At 28.4% G+C, this 21184-nt stretch carries 11 protein-coding genes and 1 pseudogene; all 12 read right to left on the bottom strand.

The genetic code is table 11. The annotated features are described in order from the left end of the window. Window positions 1-602: 602 nt before the first annotated feature. The 12 genes and pseudogenes from E5347_RS00265 to E5347_RS00210 all read right to left on the bottom strand — a co-directional run bounded on the left by E5347_RS00265 (window position 603) and on the right by E5347_RS00210 (window position 21165). Window positions 603-6695: a GH92 family glycosyl hydrolase gene (locus E5347_RS00265; RefSeq protein WP_136003393.1), complete on the bottom strand. Its 6093-nt coding sequence runs from the start codon at window positions 6693-6695 to the stop codon at window positions 603-605. 151 nt (window positions 6696-6846) lie between these two features. Beyond that, on the bottom strand, window positions 6847-7155 hold the full coding sequence (locus E5347_RS00260) for a PTS fructose-like transporter subunit IIB (RefSeq protein WP_136003391.1): 309 nt from the start codon (window positions 7153-7155) through the stop codon (window positions 6847-6849). 16 nt (window positions 7156-7171) lie between these two features. After that, window positions 7172-8230, bottom strand: coding sequence for a PTS fructose transporter subunit EIIC (locus E5347_RS00255; protein WP_136003390.1), 1059 nt, complete (start codon window positions 8228-8230; stop codon window positions 7172-7174). 1 nt (window position 8231) lies between these two features. Then, window positions 8232-8687, bottom strand: coding sequence for a PTS sugar transporter subunit IIA (locus E5347_RS00250; RefSeq protein ID WP_243109693.1), 456 nt, complete (start codon window positions 8685-8687; stop codon window positions 8232-8234). After that, window positions 8684-10720, bottom strand: coding sequence for a BglG family transcription antiterminator (locus E5347_RS00245; protein ID WP_136003388.1), 2037 nt, complete (start codon window positions 10718-10720; stop codon window positions 8684-8686). Before E5347_RS00245 ends, E5347_RS00250 begins: the two co-directional genes overlap by 4 nt. Window positions 10721-10929: 209 nt before the next feature. Continuing rightward, window positions 10930-11984 (bottom strand): annotated as a pseudogene (locus E5347_RS00240) (IS30 family transposase). Window positions 11985-12482: 498 nt separating this feature from the next. After that, window positions 12483-15614: an AAA family ATPase gene (locus E5347_RS00235; protein ID WP_136003386.1), complete on the bottom strand. Its 3132-nt coding sequence runs from the start codon at window positions 15612-15614 to the stop codon at window positions 12483-12485. 1 nt (window position 15615) lies between these two features. Beyond that, window positions 15616-16785: an exonuclease SbcCD subunit D gene (locus E5347_RS00230; protein ID WP_136003384.1), complete on the bottom strand. Its 1170-nt coding sequence runs from the start codon at window positions 16783-16785 to the stop codon at window positions 15616-15618. A gap of 318 nt (window positions 16786-17103) precedes the next feature. Continuing rightward, complete coding sequence (locus tag E5347_RS00225; protein WP_136003382.1) at window positions 17104-17955, bottom strand: patatin-like phospholipase family protein; 852 nt, start codon at window positions 17953-17955, stop codon at window positions 17104-17106. 264 nt (window positions 17956-18219) lie between these two features. Next, on the bottom strand, window positions 18220-19716 hold the full coding sequence (gene glpK / locus E5347_RS00220; RefSeq protein WP_136003380.1) for a glycerol kinase GlpK: 1497 nt from the start codon (window positions 19714-19716) through the stop codon (window positions 18220-18222). A 20-nt stretch (window positions 19717-19736) separates the two neighbouring features. After that, complete coding sequence (locus E5347_RS00215) at window positions 19737-20294, bottom strand: glycerol-3-phosphate responsive antiterminator (protein ID WP_136003378.1); 558 nt, start codon at window positions 20292-20294, stop codon at window positions 19737-19739. A 349-nt stretch (window positions 20295-20643) separates the two neighbouring features. Continuing rightward, window positions 20644-21165, bottom strand: a complete 522-nt coding sequence (locus E5347_RS00210; RefSeq protein WP_136003377.1) for an ECF transporter S component — start codon at window positions 21163-21165, stop codon at window positions 20644-20646. Window positions 21166-21184 lie beyond the last annotated feature (19 nt).

The following is a 21184-nucleotide window of genomic DNA, read 5'->3' as shown; positions in this document are numbered from 1 at the left end:
AAAACTAAAATAGCTTTCTAAATTGATCTTCTTGAAACATATAATATTAATAAACTTATATGTTTCAATTTTATTAACATAAACTTATCACTTAAGTATATTTTTGTAAGTAAAAAAGTGATAGTTATATTAGCTAATTATTTAAAGAAAATAAACAGTATAAATCAATAATTCTATATAACTTTATATATTAATTACATAAAAGATATTATATTTATCAAAATTAAAGATATCGTTTTCTTTTGTTGTATTACAAATAATCGACTCTTCCACCATTCATCACTTAGTAATTATTCTATTTTGAATAAATCACTTATAGCAATAATAATTATATATGTAAAATATTACGTTTGTAAGTTATAGATTTTGTAACTTTTTTTTCATAACTTTTACCAAGTAAATTAGGTATTTTTTTTATAAATTTCCATCTATCAAGAAACACCTCTAAGTTATTCACCATTTAAATCCAAAAGAGGTTTCCTATTTAAGAAACCTCTTTCATTTAGTATAGTATAAATATTCATTTTGATATTGCCACTTAATATTTTATAGTGTTTGCTAATTCCAAAAATTCTATTTGCTAATATATATACTGTTTAATATTACTTTCTTCTATTTTTTTTCTTGAATATAGCTACTCCTGATCCTGCTACCGCTAAACCTATTAATCCTGTTGCAACTGCTGAAGTTCCACCTGTGTTAGGTAGTTTTCCTCCATTGTTTGTCTTACCTTCATTATTTTCATCGTTATTTCCATTATTATTTCCATTGTTGCTTTCATTTCCGTTATTGTCTCCATTACCTGGCTTATCTTCATTATTATCTTTTTCAACTAAGCTATTTAAAGCAACTTCTAAATTTTTTTCAACCTTAGCAATTTCTTTTTCTGTTGCTTCTTCATCTAAAAATACTTCTTTTGCGTTTGCTAAAGCCTTGTCTAAAGCCTTCAAGCTCTTTTCTGTATAATTATCTCTATCAACGCTTTCTGCCTTATTTATTAACTCTTCTAACTTTTCCTTACTTGGTTTTAATCTTAATTCTAAGAACGATTTTAATAAATCTTCATAGGCTTTAGTCACTTCTTTTCCTAAAGCATTTTCATCAGCAACTACTTTATTTGCAATTTCCAATTGCTTTTGTAGCTTATTCCAAGTTCCAGATATATATTCTTTTTCATCTAATCCATTAATTTTTTCTATTAATGCTATTAATGCTTCCTTATCAACTCTTTCAAAGTCAAGTACATTTTCAATTGAAACCCTTAAAGCATTAGCAGCTTCATCAATTTCTTGTTGTGTTGAATTTTTATCTTCATTTACTTTAATTGCATTTTCTAAAGCCTTATTAAATTCATCAACAATACTTTTGTCAACTCCCTCTAATAATCCTTTTTCTATTACTTTATTTGCAGCTGTAATCATTTGAATTATGCTTTCTTTATTTGTATCTATAACAAATGTAGCGCTAATTTCTAAATCTTCCATTACTGATTTATACAATAGCATTTCATTTTTTACTGAACTTGTTACATCTTCTCCATTTATAACTAATGCTTCTAACTTATAGCCACTTTCTGGAGTTATATTAATTATTAAATCCTCTCCTTTAGTTATTTTATTATCTATTGCTGTGGTAGTAACCATTCCATGCTCTGATTGATTAACTTTAATATTAAGCATTTCTATTTTATCTTCTAGAATAACTTCTATTTTAGAATCTTCAAATGGCATTATTAATTTAATAGTATAAACACCTTCACTAGAATTTGGAACTTGTACCTCTTCTCCATTAAATTTCACTTTTGATAAAAGTTTTCCTTCTTCGATGTTTTTAATTTTCAATGTTATTTCTTCATATCCTACTGCTTGATTTTTATTTATCTCAACATCAGCTTTTCCACCTTGAACTTCAGTTGTAATTTCGTAAGGAACTAATTCTCCGAATACAACAACAATCTTAGTGTCAGGTTCTAAATTATCTAATGTATATGATTTATTTTCCTTATCAAAATCTACTGATACACCATTAACAAATACATATCTTACGTCTCCATCAAAAGTCATTGTATAAGGTCTACCCTCATATCCATTTCCTTTAATTATATTTCCTTCACCAATTTTAGTTATATCTGCATCTATTTTATTACCAAATCTGAAGTAATCTACATTAGATACATATGCTTTCTCTGTATCATTCTTAAATACTAAATATACATCATGTAAACCTGCTTCGATATTCTTTAGTAAATCACCTTCTACAAGAACATAATTATTCCAATCAGTACCTGTTACTGGTACATCTATTTTTGCAAACGCTTCACTATCCATGCTATCTATATGCAATTCAATATATCCACCAGCATCCATTTCTTGAGCAGAATAATAGATTTCTAAACTATCTTCATTTCCATCAAAGCTAATATCATTGTATTTAACCCAAGTATCTTTCTTTACTCCACCAATATTTTCTCCATCATTTACAATACTTGAATGTGCTGCGCTAAAATCTTCTGCTTCTAAGCGATCTTTAGCTATTTTTATAGAATTGATTCTTCTAATAACGCTATTTAATTCATTATATTGATTAACAATTTCATCATGAGTAGAATTTTCATTATTAGCAACAGCTTCTGCATTTTTAATTGCATCATTCAATAGATCTTTACCAGCTTGTGGTAAATTACTTTGATCAATTGTTCTTGCGCTTATAATTAATTTATTTAATACATTTACATCAATTCCAGAAGTATCTCCTTCTTGTCCTAATAACTCTATTTCTGATAAAGCTGTACCACCTACTAATTCTAATTTATATTTTGTAAATGATTTTTCTTCTTTTAATTTAAATGGTCTAGTATAACGCTGCCATTGAAATTCTAAATTACTTCTTTCATCAACAACTTCCCATTCTGTTCCATCATTACTTCCACTTAATTTATAAGCACTAGGAGCCTCTCCAGTTCTACCTGATGTTAATGTAAGCATACTTACTTTTGTTGGTTTAATGAAGTTATAAATAATTTCACTATTACCAGTATCATTTAACATTGCTGAAGTATTAGAATCATTATCAAAAAGATTTCTTATATCTTTTACATTTGAATAAACACTGTCAGAATATACATCTTGAGATGGTTCATCAATTTCTTTTACACTTGTTATAGTTACATCTTCTAATGGATTTGGTATCTCATCATTCTTTGTAATTGATGTAGGTAAAGAATCTTCACTTGAACCCCAATTTATATTAGGTGTATTTCCCATAGTAAACTCAATTATAGCACCATTGGCAATATCTGAGTGTTTTAAATAATTTTTATTATAATCTTCCCCATTTAATTTCATTGATTGAATATAAATATTTTCATCACTATTGTTATTAGCTTTTACTGTAATACTATTACCATTCTCTAAATGAACTGTCATTTCTTCAAATAATGGCGAACCAATTGCATATTCATCATTTCCCATTGATACTGGATAGAAACCTAGTGCAGAGAATATATACCATGCACTCATCTCACCGTTATCTTCATCTCCAATATAACCTTGTCCAAAGTCACTTCCAACATATAATCTGTCTAATATATCTCTTACATATTTTTGAGTTTTCCATGGTTGCCCAGCGTAATTATACATATATGGAATATGATGTGAAGGTTGATTTGAATGTCCATATTGTCCTAATTTAACTTCTCTTGCTTCTTTTTGTTCATGAATACCACCTACGCTTTCTACAGCTCCATATCCCCAATAATCTCCATTAGTTTCTAAAATCGTATCAAGCTTTTCAGCTAGAGCATCTCTTCCACCATATAAATTAGCTAAACCTTGTGCATCTTGTGTTACAGAAACTGACATGTTAAATGCATTAGTTTCAGTATAATCATCGCCCCAGAAGAATGGATTAAAATCTTCATCTGAATATGACCAATCTCCATTAGAGTTTTTTCCTCTTAACCATTTATCATTTACTGTATCACCTGTAGAACTAAATAATCTAGAATAATTTAATGCTCTATTTAAATAATACTCTGCCTCATCTTCATATCCTAATTTTTCTGCAAGTTTATAAATTCCATAGTCATTTATATAACCTTCAATTGACCAAGAGAAACCTTCACCTTGTAAGTTGTGTGCTGTATATCCTTCAAAAATAGATTTATTTAATTGTGCACGCCCACCATTTGTTAAATTTGAAGAATCAACTGCAACTGCTGCATTTTTAATTGCTGATTCATAAGCACTTTGCCAATCAAAGTCTATTCCCTTTGCAATAGCATCACCAAATATAACATCAGAACTTGTACCAACCATTGAATTAGTTCCACCTGGAGCTATCCATCTTGGTACATAACCTTGATCAAGATAATGTTGAACTAAACCATTTAATAATTCAGTATCCTTTTCTGGTGTAAATAGTGCATATGCAGCCCAGGCTGTACGATAAGTATCCCAGAAACCATTATTATAATATAATTTTCCCTCTACTACATCATGATCTCCATATGGTGATCTATATTCCCAAGTTGGATTATCATTAGTTCCTGTATTTTCTGATAATAGATTAGGATAAGCATTCAATCTATATAAATTAGAGTATAATGTTGTTAATTGATCATTGCTTGCACCTTTAACATCTATCATATCTAATGTATCATCCCAAGTATCTTGAGCCTTAGTAAAAATTGAATCAAAATTATCAGTATTAGTTATTTCTAGTTCAAGGTTTTTCTTTGCTTGTTCAATACTTATAAATGAAGTAGCAAGTTTCATTTCAACAACTTCACTATTAAAGCTTGCTATTCCTTGTTTAGTATTTTGAGTACTTGTATAATCTGGCTTTTCAGAAAATTCACCATAAATATACATAGTTTCCATACCATTACTATTGTGATTGCTTGATGCTTCAAATGTCCCATCATCATTAAATTCTAATGTTCCATTTGCTCTTGTAGAATCAAATATTATATTTCTATTTTGGGAGTCTTTATCAAATGTGAATTTTACAACTGACCCATGTACAGTTGGAGTAACTTCCATTTTAGAATTGCTTGCATTTGATCCTTCATTAAAGTTTACTGAATAATAGTGTGCTTTTGCAGTTTCATTTTCATGAGTAAACTCTGCTTGACGTGCGGATGCATTTATTTGATCTCCATTAGTTACTTTTGTAGCATCAATTGAGGTATTTATCATAAATTGCCATGTTCCACGATCTCCAACCCAGTAAGATGGTTCATGAGAAATAGTAATATGTTTTAGCGAGTTACCCTCTAATTGATAATTATAAATTTTATTATCATTTGAATTGGTTGCTGGTACAAAAAAATTGAAACCATGAGGCATTGTTACTGCTGGTACTGTTAATCCACGAGAAAAACTTGGCGAATCATTTGTCCCACGTAATATATTAACGTAGTCTGATTTATGAGTAACAGTAACTGATTCTTCATTATAAATTTTTAAATCATCAATATATGTCTTAAATTTTGCATTATCTTCTTTTGGATTTTCATTATTGTCATATGCAATTAAAATATTCTTAATTATCTTTCCGTCTGCTACACTACCTATATTACTTGCTATATAGTTCCATTGATTTGTTGTTAGTATTTTACTATCTCCCTGTGCTTGAGGATTTAACTTAGTATCATATTGATCTATTGCATTTAGATCACTTAAAAATGAGCCATCACTAAATTCTACATCAACTGCAATATGCATTTGAGTATATTCATAATCATAATCTCTTTCATCAAGCATACTTGGAAAAATAGTATAGCTTAAATTTGTATCCTCACTTACTTTAATATTTAAATCCTTATAAATTACATTATAGGAATAAGCTCTTTCATTCCCTTCATGAACTCCTGCTACTTCAACTGCTTTACTTCCAGTCCACCCCTTTCCTGAAGCTTGATTCCATGTTTCTGAAGGTCCCTTAGTGATTACTGTTGTCATTTTGTTAGCTGTTTCTTCATCTTCTTTTATTCCAGTACCTAAGTTTAACTCCGACCATTGAACCATGTTTCCATTGGATTTATAAATTTCAGTAATTTCCAATTTAAAGTATTTATATTCTACAGAATTATTAATTTTGTATTCTTTTCTTTCGAATCTAGTTGAGAAAGTTTGATTGCTTTGAGAATCTAAAATATCCCACTTTTCTCCATCATTGGATCCAAGTAATTTCCAAGACTTTGGATCACGTTCTTGAGCATCATTTGCTGCTGCAATCTGATATCTATCAATTAATACTTTCTCTTTAACTTCAAATGACACCCAAGCAGGATTTGTACTATTTACACCATTTTTATCATTAACTAAAAATTTTGTATTAACTGAATCATCAAATAAGTTTTCTGCAATTTCATTATCATTAAAACTTGGACTTGATTTAATACTAGATAAAATTATTTCATTATTAATACTTCCGTCAATAACTACTTCTTTTGGTAGCCCCAATACATTGTTGCTTCCCTTTTTTTCATCAATAGTAGAATTTAAAAATTCCTTATCCTCTTCATTCTCTTCAAAAGATGTTTCAAATAGCATTTCTTTTTCTGGCTTTGTATTTGCGTTTGTAGTTAAATTTTTATCAAAAACTGCTGCATTAACTGTAATTCTATTTGTAGGAAGCATTGTTACAAGCATAAATGAAGCTAATAATGATGCTAAAAATTTTTTTCCCATAACCACTCAATCCTTTCATAATAAATTTATAATTCCACGTAAATATTTATATATTGATTAAATAAAAGACAGTAGATAAATTATTTTTATGTAAATATATCTACTGTCGCTCTCTTTTAATATTTAAGTGTAATCCTTATATGACTTTTTATTATTTGAATGTCTTTACTATTTTTGTTACTATAGCATCAGCTTTTTTTATAACATCTGATACCCCCATTCTTAGAACTTTCTTTCCCTTAAATCTTTCTTCACCTTTTATAGAAACATCATTTGTTAATATTACGCACACTGCTTCATCAATATCTTTTTTCTTTAATTGATTTTCTATTCCTGATCCTCCTTGAGTCTCTACAATTACTTCAACTCCATGATTCTTACCTGCTAAAACTAATGCTTCTGCTGCCATATAAGTATGTGCAACTCCTGAGGGACAAGATGTAACTCCTACAATTTTCATATTTTTACAACTCCTTTTAAACTTCTTCAAATTCTAAATCAAAATCTTCTTCTTCTACTTTAACTTCACTATCTTTATTTGTTTTCTTTAATAAATTAACCATTATCGCTGTTACTAAAGATCCAACAACTATACCTATTATATATCCAAGTTTTCCTTCAACAACTGGTAACACTATAAGTCCACCCCAAGGAGCATGATTTAAAACTCCAAATAAGAATGGAATAATATTCCCAACTGCAGCTCCAACCATAATAGATGGTATAACACGCAATGGATCATTAGCTGCAAATGGTATTGCACCTTCTGTAATTCCTACACATCCCATTAATAAAGCACCTTTACCAGCTTCTTTCTCTTCAGTATTATATTTTTTAGGAGCTAATAATGTAGCTAATCCCATTCCTATTGGAGGTGTACAAATTGCAACACCAACACCACCCATTAAGTATGGTAATGTGTCTACTTGAGTTTGAGCAAATAATGTAGCAACCTTATTTATTGGACCTCCCATATCAAAAGCAGTCATACTACCTAAAATAGTTGCTAGCGGTACTTTACCGATATCACCTAATCCTGCTAACCAATCTGTTAATCCAGTCATAAGAGCTGCAATTGGAGCTCCTATTACCCAAATAATAATACCACCTGTAATTAAAGTACCGAATAAAGGATATAAGAATATTGATCCTAATGATTTTAATGAAGTAGGAAGCTTAATTCTTTTTAATTGCTTTACAACAACCCCAGCTATATATCCAGCAATCATTCCTCCAAGAAATCCAGCCCCAACTTCTTTTGCTAAATATGCACCTAACATACCTGGTGCTAGTCCTGGCTTATCAGCAATAGAATATGCAATATATCCACCTAAAACTGGTATAAATAATGTTAATCCTGCTAAACCTATTTGTGCTAATCCTGCTAGCCATCCTTCTGTTGGAGTTGCAGGAACATCATTTAACATTACTGATAGAGAAAATAATATTCCTCCTGCAACTATAAATGGAATCATATGTGATGTTCCTGTTAGCGTATGTCTCTTTAAATCTGATAAACTTTTTTTCCAATTCATTTTATTCACCTAATCCTTCCCTTAACATATTAAAAATTTCTTCTTTATCACTAATTAATAACTTATCAATAAATTCCTTATGCATTAGCTGTCTAGCTAATCTTGATATTATTTTTATATGAGTATTTTCTTCATCATTCCCTGGAACAGCTATTAAAATTATTATATTAGCTAATTCCCCTGTTTCAGGATTCCATAAAATTTTATCCTTCAACCTACCAAAACAAATAGCTGGTCTCAAAACGTTTTCTGTCTTACCATGTGGAAGTCCAATATCATTTCCTATTGAAGTTGGAGATAATTTTTCTCTTGCAAGGACATCTTCGTAAAACTTATCTGTAGTAGTTATTGCACCTTGTTCTTTCAACCTCTTTACTAATGTTAATATTGCTTCATTCTTTTCTTTTTCTTCTATATCAAATATAATGCATTCTTTCTGTATAATTGATTCCATCATAAAGTTACCTCCAACTCTGATTTTCTTATTATTTCTTTAATTTCATTTAATGAATTCGCCTTTTCTAATCTATTAATTAAGTTCGTGTTTTTTATCATTCTCATTAAAACTATAATGGCTGGAATATGTTCTTTTCTATCTTTACTTGCTAAACAAAAAATAACTTTTGCTTTCTTATCACCAAATTCTATAAATTCCTTACTAACTATTAGACTAATACAACTTCTATAAACCCCAGTAGTGCCTCTTCCATGTAATAATGCAAAACTATTGTCTGTAACTGAATAAAATCCAACACTCTCCATTGTATTAATTATATCTTCTTCATAGCTTTCATCTATATAGTTTTCCTTTTCAAGTAGTTTACTTACCTCTTTTACAGCTACTTTCCATTCCATATTTTCTTCATAAAAGTCAATGCAATTATCAGATAATAGATCGCTAAGTTTATTGATCTTTGATGGTGTAATTGAAATTTGATATCCAAATTCTTCTTTAATAATATCAAGAACTTTCATTTTATCTACTTCATCTAGAAAATTTAATTTTTCTCTTATAACATTGCAACTAGATATTATCTTTTTTCTCTCTATTCCACTCTTTTCAATATTTGTATAATCTTTATCTGATAATACTGGATTAACTATTAAACATTCTATTTTATTTTGAACATTTATTTTTACTGTAGATATTATAAAATCTATATTTCGCCAGTTACTATAAGTACTCAATTTATATACTGGTATTGTATCTATAACGTTTACTTGAAATTCATTCAATAAAGATTCCTTTAGCATAGTAGTACTTCCATAACCATGTCCACAAACTAATAATATATTTTTTGTTGATGTCTTTGTTATACGTCTTATACTTGCAATAAAATGTATAGTTAGATAGGCTATTTCATCATAATTATTAATTTCCTTCAATCCGTCAATCTCTTTAATAACTTTTGAAACCGCATAGAATACATCTATATCTTTTTCAGGAAGTATTGAAAATACTTCATCGCAAAGGTTTACTCTTCCAGTAACCCTCTTCATTAAAGGTATAATATGATTTAATAATCCATCTATTAATATATTATCCTTATTAAAGTCAATATCCATTTCTTTTGATATAGCTTCAATTAAATTTGATACCATTGTTTCAATATAAATCAAGTCTATGTCTCCATCTAAACCAACATCATTATTAATATAGTTTATTAATCTAATAAGTACCTTTTGTTTTTTCTGATCTATTTTTATTTTTATAATTGCTTCTAAATCACTTATAAAGTCATCATACCTATCAGAATAATGATTGTTTATTGTTGATTCTAATGGATTTTCTTTCCCTTTCAATATAAACCAAATAACTACAAATACATTTGAAACATACCACTTATAAACATCATCTGCTAAAATACAGTTCATATTTTCAAGAAGCTTGTCTATCCATTTAATTACATCCTTTAATATAATTCCTTCAAAGGCCCTTTCTATAACATCTACTGCATAAGATTCAAAAGCATTTAAAGTTAGTTTTTCACCTTTTAGTAAATGTACATACTTTTTAAATTCATTATTAACTAAAGCTACTCTATTATTTTTTAATCCATCTAGAAAAAAATGATCAGTATAAGTAATTTTTATATTATTTTCAGATAATTTATTTTCTAGAAATGTTATGTCATTTTTTATTGTTGATCTTGATACTTGAAAATCTAAACTTATTTTATTAATTTTTAGTCTATGATTATCTATTAATAAAATAAGTAAAATTAAAGAGACTCTTTCTTCTTGAGAATAAATAAAATCATTTTCTTGAGTTAAGATAGAAGTATCAATATTATCAGGGAAAACAATACTTCCCTTTGATAGTTTTTCAATTAATGGCATTTTATTATATTCTAGAATGCTATTAATTCTATCTATATCATATCTAACATATCTTTCCTTTATATCTAAGCTGGATGCTATTTCCTTGTACGTACTTTCCTTTTTGCTTTGCAAATAATCGATTATTTTTAACATTCTTCCGCTTAACAATTTATTTCCCCCTCAATAAATCACCTCTTACAATAATAATCATACATAATAATGAAAAAATATATAAGTTAGAGGTTTTGTAAGTTTTTTTCCACAATTTACACCGGACAATTTTTGTAATTTTTTTTACATAATATATAGAACAATTTTCTAAATTGCAATATCAAATTGAACTATTTTTGTTAAATTGAATAAATATCATCTAGATATTAATAAAAGAGAGCTTCTGGTGTCTTATAATTTAACTTTCTTCTAGGAAGAGTATTAATCCAATCTTCAATACGAGATATCTCATCGATAGTATATTGGAATATAGCTTTTCATTTTGGAATAAATCTTCTTATTAGCCCATTATGCCTCTCATTGCACCCTTTTTCAAAAGATGAATAAGGGTGCGTAAAATAGACCTTAGTAGAACAATCATTTTCTATATTACTAAGGTTTGAAAACTCAGATCCATTATCTGAAGTTATTGTTTTAAATACTTCACTAAATTTACTACCAAATTCATCTTTTATACTTTTTAATGCTTCATCTACCCCATCAGCTGTCTTAGCAGCTATCTTCCTGTGGATTGAATTTAGTGTCTTTCTTTCTACTAAAGTTAAAAGAACATTATCTTTTTTATTTTTTAGTCCTTCGACAGTATCTATCTCCCAGTGGCCAAATTCTTCTCTTGTCTCTATTGTCTTATCTCTTTCCTCAATACTTTCTCTATTGTCTTATCTCTTTCCTCAATACTTCTGCCAAGCTTTCTTCTATTAACTCTAACAATGTTTTTACGCTTATTAATTCTTAACTTCATAGGCAAATCACTATTACTAATCTTTATAAATCCTAGGTCTATATAGTTGTAAAGTGTTTTTGTACAGACCATTTCATCACTATTAAAACGAGCAGAAGCTAAAGCTTCGCCGGTACAAGCATCTAATGACCAATTATCTTTTAATACTTTATTTGTTACATAATCTATAAATTTAGAGCATTTTAGAAGTTTATATTTACCCTTGCAATTTTCACGATTTTGATAATATACTCTTTCACCTACTTCTGCAAAGTATCTTGTAATCTCTACTCCATTTTTTATTTGCTTTACTGATCCACGCTTAATTTCATTAAGCACTGTATTTATTGTTCTGTTAATACTTTTAGAGATTTTGTAAGCACTCCAACCTTCTTTTAATCTTATTTCGATAAAACACCTTTCTTGTAAACTTAAGTGTTTATTTTTCTTTGTATTTGTGATATTCTCTTTAGTGTCCATAGTGATTTCCTTTCGTGAATTGTTTCAGCAAATTCAATTTTAACACGAAAAATCACTATGGATTTTTTTTACTTCAATTTAATTTTACAACTAGTCTATAGAACAATTTTTATATTATACTATTTAGTATTATTTTGTAATATTTTTAATATTTTGTTACTATTTCGTAAATATTCGTAATAAGTTTGTAACTATTTTTGTTGTTTTGTAAATAATAATAAAAGAGCCTTTAAGATCTAATCTTATGGATCTTTTATAGTTCTCAATTATGTACAGACAAAAAGCTAATATGAATATCATGAACCTTATATATAAACACTATTTATTACAAAACTTCAACTCCTATAAACTTCTACACTATGCCACTCTATTCCTCCATACAAATTACACCATAACTTCCCACTTGACCTTTATATATCTATTACGCATTTCTCTTACACCTAAGAGTAGGTGATCTCAATAACATAAAAAAATAGGATGCTTTCTAGCAACCTATTTTTAAACTTTAAATATAGCAATACTTCCTTTATTTGTAGATGATACTTCTAATTTCACTTCTATTCTATCTTTTAATTCCTGAACATGAGATATTATCCCTACTACTCTTCCATCACTTTGTAGGTTTACTAAACATTCAACAGCATTATCTAGTGACTCTGGATCTAATGTTCCAAAGCCTTCATCAATAAACATAGTATCTAACTGAATTCCTCCAGAATACCTTTGAACAACATCAGCAAGACCTAATGCCATAGATAACGATGCTTTAAAGGACTCTCCACCTGATAATGTCTTTACATCTCTAGCCTTCCCAGTATAATTATCAAATACCTCAAGGTCTAACCCCTGACCTTTTCTTTTATCACCTATATCTTCTTTTCTTAATAATTCAAATCTATTATTAGTCATTTGAGAAAATCTTAAATTGGCTGATGAAATAATATCTTCAAAATAAGCAGCTAAAACATATCTTTCAAAACTTATTTTCCTTGGATTATCTCCATTTATAACCTTTGCTAATTTACCTACTACTTTATACTTTTCTTCATCATCTTCAATTAACTTATTATAATTTAAACACTCACCGATGATTTTTTTATTTTGATTTATTCTATAATATATTTCTTTTTCAACCTTTTCTATTTTTTCCTTATTGTCGTTCTTAACGCTTAATGCTTCATTTATGAAATTGACATCCTGAATTTTCAGATTTTTTGTATCCTCTAAAGCAATATTATAAACTCTTTCAGCATTAGATAGCTTAATATTGAAATTATTAATATCTTTTTCTAAAGCTACTATTTCCTCTTCCGTTATTCTCTTTTCTGAATAATCCTTATAGTCCTCAAAGCCTAATGATAAAACCTTCTCTTTAAAATCTTCTAAAGCCTTATCTAAATCTTCCTTATTAGATTTTACTAATGCTTCTAAGGATATCTTATTACCATTTTCCTTATCATAGTTTGACTTACTGTCCTTATAATATTTTTCTGCTTTTTTATAACCTTCTATTAAATCATTTAAAACTTTATTTAATTCTAATTTTTCCTTATCTAAAGCTGAAACTGTTCTTAATTCACCCTTAAAATCCTTTAAAATATTATTTAAATTAGCTTCTTGAGTTTTTACTTCTCCTTCTTTTTCTAAAAGTTCAGTATTTAACTTTTCTAAAGCTAACTTTAAAGCTTCATTATCTCTTTCTTTTTCTTCTTTCATAAGGACAATCTTACTTTCTTTTAATAGTTCTGTTTCAATTTTAACTAAATCTTCAATTATTTTATTTAACTTAGTTTCATCTTCTCTAATAACTTCTTTTACCTTATCTAAAAGATTATCTGTTTCATCCTTTATATCTTCTAAGAAGATTTCTTTATATAAAGGATTAATATATTTCTCTTTTAATGAATTTATTTCTGTTACTATCTTAGTTAATTCCCTATAATACTTTTCTCGCTTTTCATAAGCTAAATCACTTATTGATTTTGCTTCTTTTACCAAAACTTCTGTAACATTTTCTGTTTCTAGCTTAGCTAATATAGGATGATTTGTAGAACCACAAACTGGACATGGAGCTCCATCCTTTAAGGATTTTGCTAAAATCCCTGCTTGATTTCTTCTAAAAGCATCTTCAAGCTTTTCATAGTTTTCCTTTTTATTTAAATAGTCTTTATCAGCCTTTTCGTAATAAATTGCACCCTTACTATGTCTTTGCTCTTCACTTATTGATTTCTCTATTGCTTCTTTTAATTTATATAACTTATCTAATTTATTTTTCAAATTAAGCTCTTCTATTTTTAATAAATTTCTATTTTCTTTAAATTTATTTATATTACTTAATTCTTCATTAAGAGATTTTATAAGCTTACTATTGTCTTCACTATTTTTTGTAGATTTTTTAATTTCTTCCTTTATTTTTTTAGCTTCGAAAATATAATTATCTAACTTTTCTTTATTTTCCTCATAATTTAAAGCCTTAGCTTTTAAATTCTCTACCTCATCTAATTTTTTAATTAGTTCATTTTTAAATGGTTCCTTTTCTACTTGAAGGTTAAACAGATTTTCTGCTTCTTCCAAGGAAATTTTAAAATTATTTAGCCTTTCATTACTACTATTTAATTCTTTTTCATTTTTAGAAAGATAATTCTTCTTTTCCTTATACTTATCCTCATAGCTTAAGGCAGTAATAGCTTTCTTACCATTATTTAATTTATCATTCTTACATCTATATTCTTCTTTTAATAAAGTTAAATCATTAAATTCCTTCTTATAAACTTCTAGATTTTCTAGTTTTTTATTTATATCATTTGCCAAAGCCAATTCCTTAGATAACTTATTTATTTCATCATTCACTTTTTGTAGCTTTTCTTTAATTATATTTTCATCTTTTTCATCTTTAGAAATTGAATCATAAAATCCTTCTAATATTAGATCAATATTTAAATCCTTATTAGAAACTAAAGCTTTTAAATCAATATCATCTTCCCTAAATAAAAAAGCACGGATTCTATTTTCTCTATCCCTTTGGATATTTTCTATAGCCTTCTTTAAGTTATTAGCTTCAGTCTTTATATTTTGCTGTATATCAGAAAAAATCTTAGTTCCAAAAATCTTCCTAAATATTTCTTCCTTCTTATCACTATCTGCATTTAAAAGCTTCTTAAATTCACCTTGTGGAATCATAACTAGCTGTTTAAACTGCTCAGAGGTTATTCCTAATATATCTTCAACTAACCTTGTAACTTCTTTAGCCCCAGATATATTTTTATCATCAAATTTAATTTCAGCTCCTGCCTTTTGTTCTGTAAAACCATCACCTCTTAATTTTGCCCTAAAATAATTTGGATTTCTTTTTATATAGTAATCCTTTCCCTTTAAAGAAAACCAAAGTTCTACTTCAGTATCAGAGGTTGGATCTGCAAAGTCACTTCTAAAGGCTCTTCCATCTCTATCACTACCACTTGCTTCTCCATATAATGCAAAATTAATAGCATCAAAAATAGTAGTCTTACCAGCACCAGTATTACCTGTAATAACAAACATATTTTTATTATTTAAATTCTCTTCAAAATCTAAATCAACTTCTGTTGCATAAGGTCCAAAAGCATTAAATTTTAATCTCTTTATCTTCACCTTACTCACCTACCTTTTCAGCAGCTTGAATTATTGATTCCATAATATTTATTTCTTCTTCAGAAGACTTCTCTCCTAATATATCTTCATAAAAGTTTTCAAATAAAGTTAATTTTGACTTTTCTTTTATATTTAACGCTACATTTTTATTATTATTTCTTAAAGTCTTTTCTTCTCTAATAAGCTCCATAACATTAGGATAAAGTGCTCTAAGCTTAGCCATAGGATCTAAGACTTCTCCCTTATCCTTTAATGTTACTTTTATATAATCTTCGTTATCTAAAGCATCTTTATCAAATGCTTTAATTATATCGCTTAATTCTCCTTCTATTACCCTAAAATCTCTTCTTGGCTTTAAAGGACAAAATTCTATATTAACTTCACCTTTCTCATCAATATCAACTATAGTAATTCCCTTTTTCTGCTTAACTTCAGAAAAAGAGTATTTCATTAAAGATCCTGAATATCTTATCTTATCACTACCTACTTTTTGTGGTCCATGTAAATGACCTAAAGCTGTATAATTAAATATATCAAAATGTTTAGAACTTATATATTCAGTACCTCCTATTGATAATGGCTTTTCTGAATCACTAACTTCTAACTCTTCATAACTATCCTCACTAACCTTAGTTACATATCCATGGACTATGGCAATATTTCTTTCTTCCCTGTTTATTTCCTTGGAAATATTAGAAACTACTCTTTCCATTGCAATATCATAATTTTTTATTTCTTCATCCTGAAATAGATCTCTTATATATGGAACATCAGCATAAGGTATAGGATAAAAATTCACCTTTCCAAACTCATCTTCTAAAGTTACCTTTTCAATATTCTTTTTAAGACTTCCACTTATGTAAAGTCCAGAAGAATCCAAAAGAGAACTAGCAAATTCTATCCTCTCATTACTATCATGATTCCCAGCTATTGCAATGACTTTAGTATTTAAATCCTTAACTATCTTTATAAGAGCATTATTTAAAAGCTCTACTGCTGGCACTGGAGGTATTGATCTATCATATAGATCACCAGCAACTATTAATACATCTGGCTTTTTTTCTTCAATAGCCAAATATAATTGATTTATAATATGTTCTTGATCCTCTGTCATATAAAATCCATTTACAAGCTTACCTATATGCCAGTCACCCATATGAAATATCCTCATTTTAAAAACACCTCTTTTTTAATTAATAATTAACAGTTGTCAATTAACAATTGTTGATGTAATTCCTTTGGAATTACTGTAAATAAATATTTTAATTATAAAAACTCCTTAGGAGTTTTCTCCTCAATTATCAATTGTACATTATCAATTATCCATTTTAATATAATTCCTTCAGAATTACTAAAAATAAAAATTCTAATTTCAAAAACTCCTTAGTAGCTTTCTCCTACTCTCTTAACTCTTACCGCTTACGTCTTAACTTTTCCTTATACTACTCACCTGATTTGATTATCCGCTTTCCATAGTGTAATAGCTTTACTAGCTTTCTAAAAACTTAACTAATTCTTCTGCTATTTTCTCAGCATCTTTATAACCTTGATTATAAATAGCATCTAATTTCTCTTTATTCTTTTCGAATCTACTTACTTCTAAAGGGGCACTTGGTCTTATTACAAAGCATTTTCCTTCTGCTTCTAATTTATCTAATAAATCTAAAGTTTCATTATAAACCTTATATCTATTTTCCATTGCATTTATTAAACCTTGATGATCCTTATAAGCTCTTTTTATTAAAGGCATCATTTTAGTCTTACTTTTTCTATATCCCTTATGTTGAGTTAAAATAACTACATGTTTTTCTATTCCATCATCAATAGCCTTTTTAATTGGAATAGGAGCAGCTATTCCTCCATCTAAAAGATTTTTATTATCATAATTAATAACTTTTGCAACTAATGGTAATGATATAGAAGCTTTAAGAGCATCATATCCATCAGTATTAAAGTCCTTGATATTATAAAATTCAGGTAATCCAGTTTCACAATTAGTAGTACCAACTATAAATTTAGCATTTGATTCAATAAATGTTTTATGATCAAAGGGTTCTAGCTCATTTGGTATCAAATCAAATAACATATCCATCCCAAAGGCAGACCCTGTTTTTATTAAATTACTGAAGCTTAAGTATCTTTTATCTTTAATATAATTAATATTAACTCTATAATTTCTCTTCTTTTGCTTAGAAATATAAGAAACACAGTTACATGCACCTGCAGATACACCAACACAATATTTTATATCAATATTTCTATCTAATAATAAATCTAAAACTCCTGCTGAATATACTCCTCTCATTCCTCCGCCTTCTAATATAAGTGATGTATTTTCCATACTTCCTCCTCCAAACTTACTTTGATATTCTAACTATTTCCATTAATAAAAAATTATATCACTTTATATTGAAAATAACTAGTTTCAAACCCTCTCATATCCTATATAAAATTATTATAAAATAATTTCTTTATCGATATAAGTTAAAGATTTAAACTTAATAATTAAGTTCACTATTTACCTCTAACTCCAAAATATAAAAAACTCAGCCACAGCTGAGTTTTCCCCTAAATTGTTAATTGTTAACTGCCAATTGTTAACTGTCTACTCTTCCCATCCCTTTACTCTTTCAACAGCCTTTTTCCATCCCTTGTATAGCTTGTTTCTTTCTTCTATTTCAATCTTAGGCTCATATTCTTCACTTATATAAAAACTACTTTCAATTTCATCTTTATTTTTCCAAAATCCAACTGCAAGCCCTGCTAAAAATGCAGCGCCTAATGCTGTAGTTTCTGAAATTATAGGCCTTATTACCTTAGCTCCTACTATATCTGATTGAAACTGCATAAGTAATCCATTTCTACTTGCGCCACCATCAACCTTTAGAGCTTTTATCTTACAACCTGCATCTTCTTCCATAGCATCTAAAACATCTTTAGATTGATAAGCTATTGCTTCTAAAGCTGCCCTAATTATATGGTTTCTATTAGCTCCTCTAGTTAATCCAAAGATAGCTCCCCTTGCATACATATCCCAATAAGGTGCTCCAAGGCCTGTGAAAGCTGGCACTATATACACTCCACCATTATCATCAACTTTCTTTGCAAAGTATTCTGTATCTTGAGCATCATTTACTAATCTTAATTCATCTCTAATCCATTGAATGATTGCTCCTCCCATAAAGACAGATCCTTCTAGAGCATATTGTACTTTGTTATCTATTCCTATTGCAATAGTTGTAATTAAACCCTTATTACTTTTTACTATTTCTTCTCCTGTATTCATAAGTAAAAAGCATCCTGTTCCATAAGTATTCTTAGAATCTCCCTTATTAAAGCATCCTTGTCCGAATAAAGCTGCTTGTTGATCTCCTGCTATTCCTGCTATAGGAACTAGCTCTCCATTCTTTCCACCTATATCAGCATAACCATATATTTCAGAAGAGTTTTTAACTTCTGGCAAAATATTAATTGGTATATTTAGTTTTTCTAAAATTCTAGAATCCCATTTTAATTCCTTTATATTATAAAGCATAGTTCTAGAAGCATTAGTATAATCTGTAACATGAATTTTTCCTTCTGTTAGTTTCCATAAAAGCCAAGTATCAACTGTACCAAAAAGTATTTCTCCTCTTTCTGCCCTATCTCTTGCACCTTCCACATTATCTAAAATCCATTTTATCTTTGTTGCAGAAAAATACGCATCCATAACAAGTCCAGTGTTATCTCTTACATATTCAACAAAGTCCTTATCTTCTTTTAGCTTCTCACAAATATCTGCTGTTCTTCTACATTGCCATACTATTGCATTGTAAATTGGCTCGCCAGTAGCCTTATCCCAAAGAATAGTAGTTTCTCTTTGATTAGTTATCCCAATAGCTGCTATTTCAGATACCTTTATATTAGCCTTAGCTATAGCTTCTTGAAGAACTCCATATTGAGAAGCCCATATTTCCATAGGATTATGCTCAACCCATCCTTTCTTGGGATAAATTTGATTTATTTCCTTTTGACTTACTCCTAATATATTTTGCTCCTTATCAAAAATAATAGCGCGAGAACTAGTAGTTCCCTGATCTAAAGAAACTATATATTTAGACATAAAAACACCCCTTATTTATATTAAACTTCCCATATTTCTTTTTTAGTTGTAGATACACAAGTTGCTCCTGAATTAAGAGCCATAATAACCTCTTCCTTGGTTTCTATTAATCCACCAACAATTATCTCTTTATTTAAGGAGACTTTAATTTTAGTAACTACCTTAGGAATAACCCCTGGTAATATTTCAATAGCATCACACTCTTTTACTAAATGATTTTTTATATTATTTAAGGATAATGTATCGAAGATAAACATCCTTTGAATAGCTATTAATCCTAAAGCTTTAGCAACCCTAATTACTTGTGGCTTCGTTGAAATAATCCCCTTAAATGAAGTTCTTTCTTTTATATACTTAACTGAAACTTCTCTTGATGCAAGACCCTCTATTAAATCTATATGTATTATACATAGCTTATTAGTATTTCTAACTTTTTCTTCTATATCTTTTATATTGATTAAATCCCCAAATAGAATAAAAATAATTCCTACACTACTTTCTAAAGCAATATCAAGCTCATTTAAACTTTTAACTGCTGCTATAACAGGATTATCAGAAAGCACTTCCTTTATATTCATAGTTCCTCCTTGTAATCATTTACTTTAATTAATTATATCATAATTAGAATTATAAAATTAAATTATTACAGAAATAACTCTTATAAACTTCTTTATTATTCCCTTTGAGCACTCAATAGAAATTATATACATTTTAAAATAAAAATTTATAAATTTGATTATAAAATAACATCTAAATAATTTTCTACAAAGCAAAAAAACTCAGCCTTGGCCGAGTTAATCCACTTAATTGCGCAGCAGCACATATTTTCTTATTAAAGTAATTTTAAAGAAATTACCTTCTAAAATCTATATTTCTAATTATTAATTCTCCATTATACATTATCCATTCTTAATTGTGCGCCAGCACTTATGCTACTTCGTTAGAAAAAACATTATATACTTCTGTTCTTCTAGCCTTCGCTAAAGCTGTAGCTAAAGCATAAGAAATACTTCCATCTACAAAGTGATGTAAAATAGTCCCTAAAGCAACAACTATTATAATTTGATAAAATGAGTATCCAAAAGGAATAACCATAAGTCCTTCTAAGATTCCATGAATAGGTGCAGTTATTAATGTTGCTTTTTTGAAATTCTTATCCTTAGCAATGATTTTTCCTCCAACATATCCTACTACTATATGAGTAGCTGCTCTTGCTGCTATTACTGCAGGAGAAGTAATGAAAAATCCTAAAGCTGATCCTACTCCTACAACTACTGCTACAGATGGTGATATTAACATTGCTAAAAACATTGGTACATGTGATGCTATTGTTGCAGTAAATGGTCCAATTACTACCTTTAAAAATCCAAATTGTACAGGTATTATTATTGCTATTGCTGTTAAAACTGCTGCAAATACCATCTTTCTAATTCTTTCTCTACTTTCCATTATTGAATCCCCCTTAATA

Source organism: Clostridium sartagoforme, from assembly GCF_004794105.1.
Lineage (GTDB): Bacteria > Bacillota > Clostridia > Clostridiales > Clostridiaceae > Clostridium > Clostridium sartagoforme_B.
Note: the sequence above shows the minus strand (reverse complement) of the source record. Positions and strands in the feature narration are given on the sequence as shown.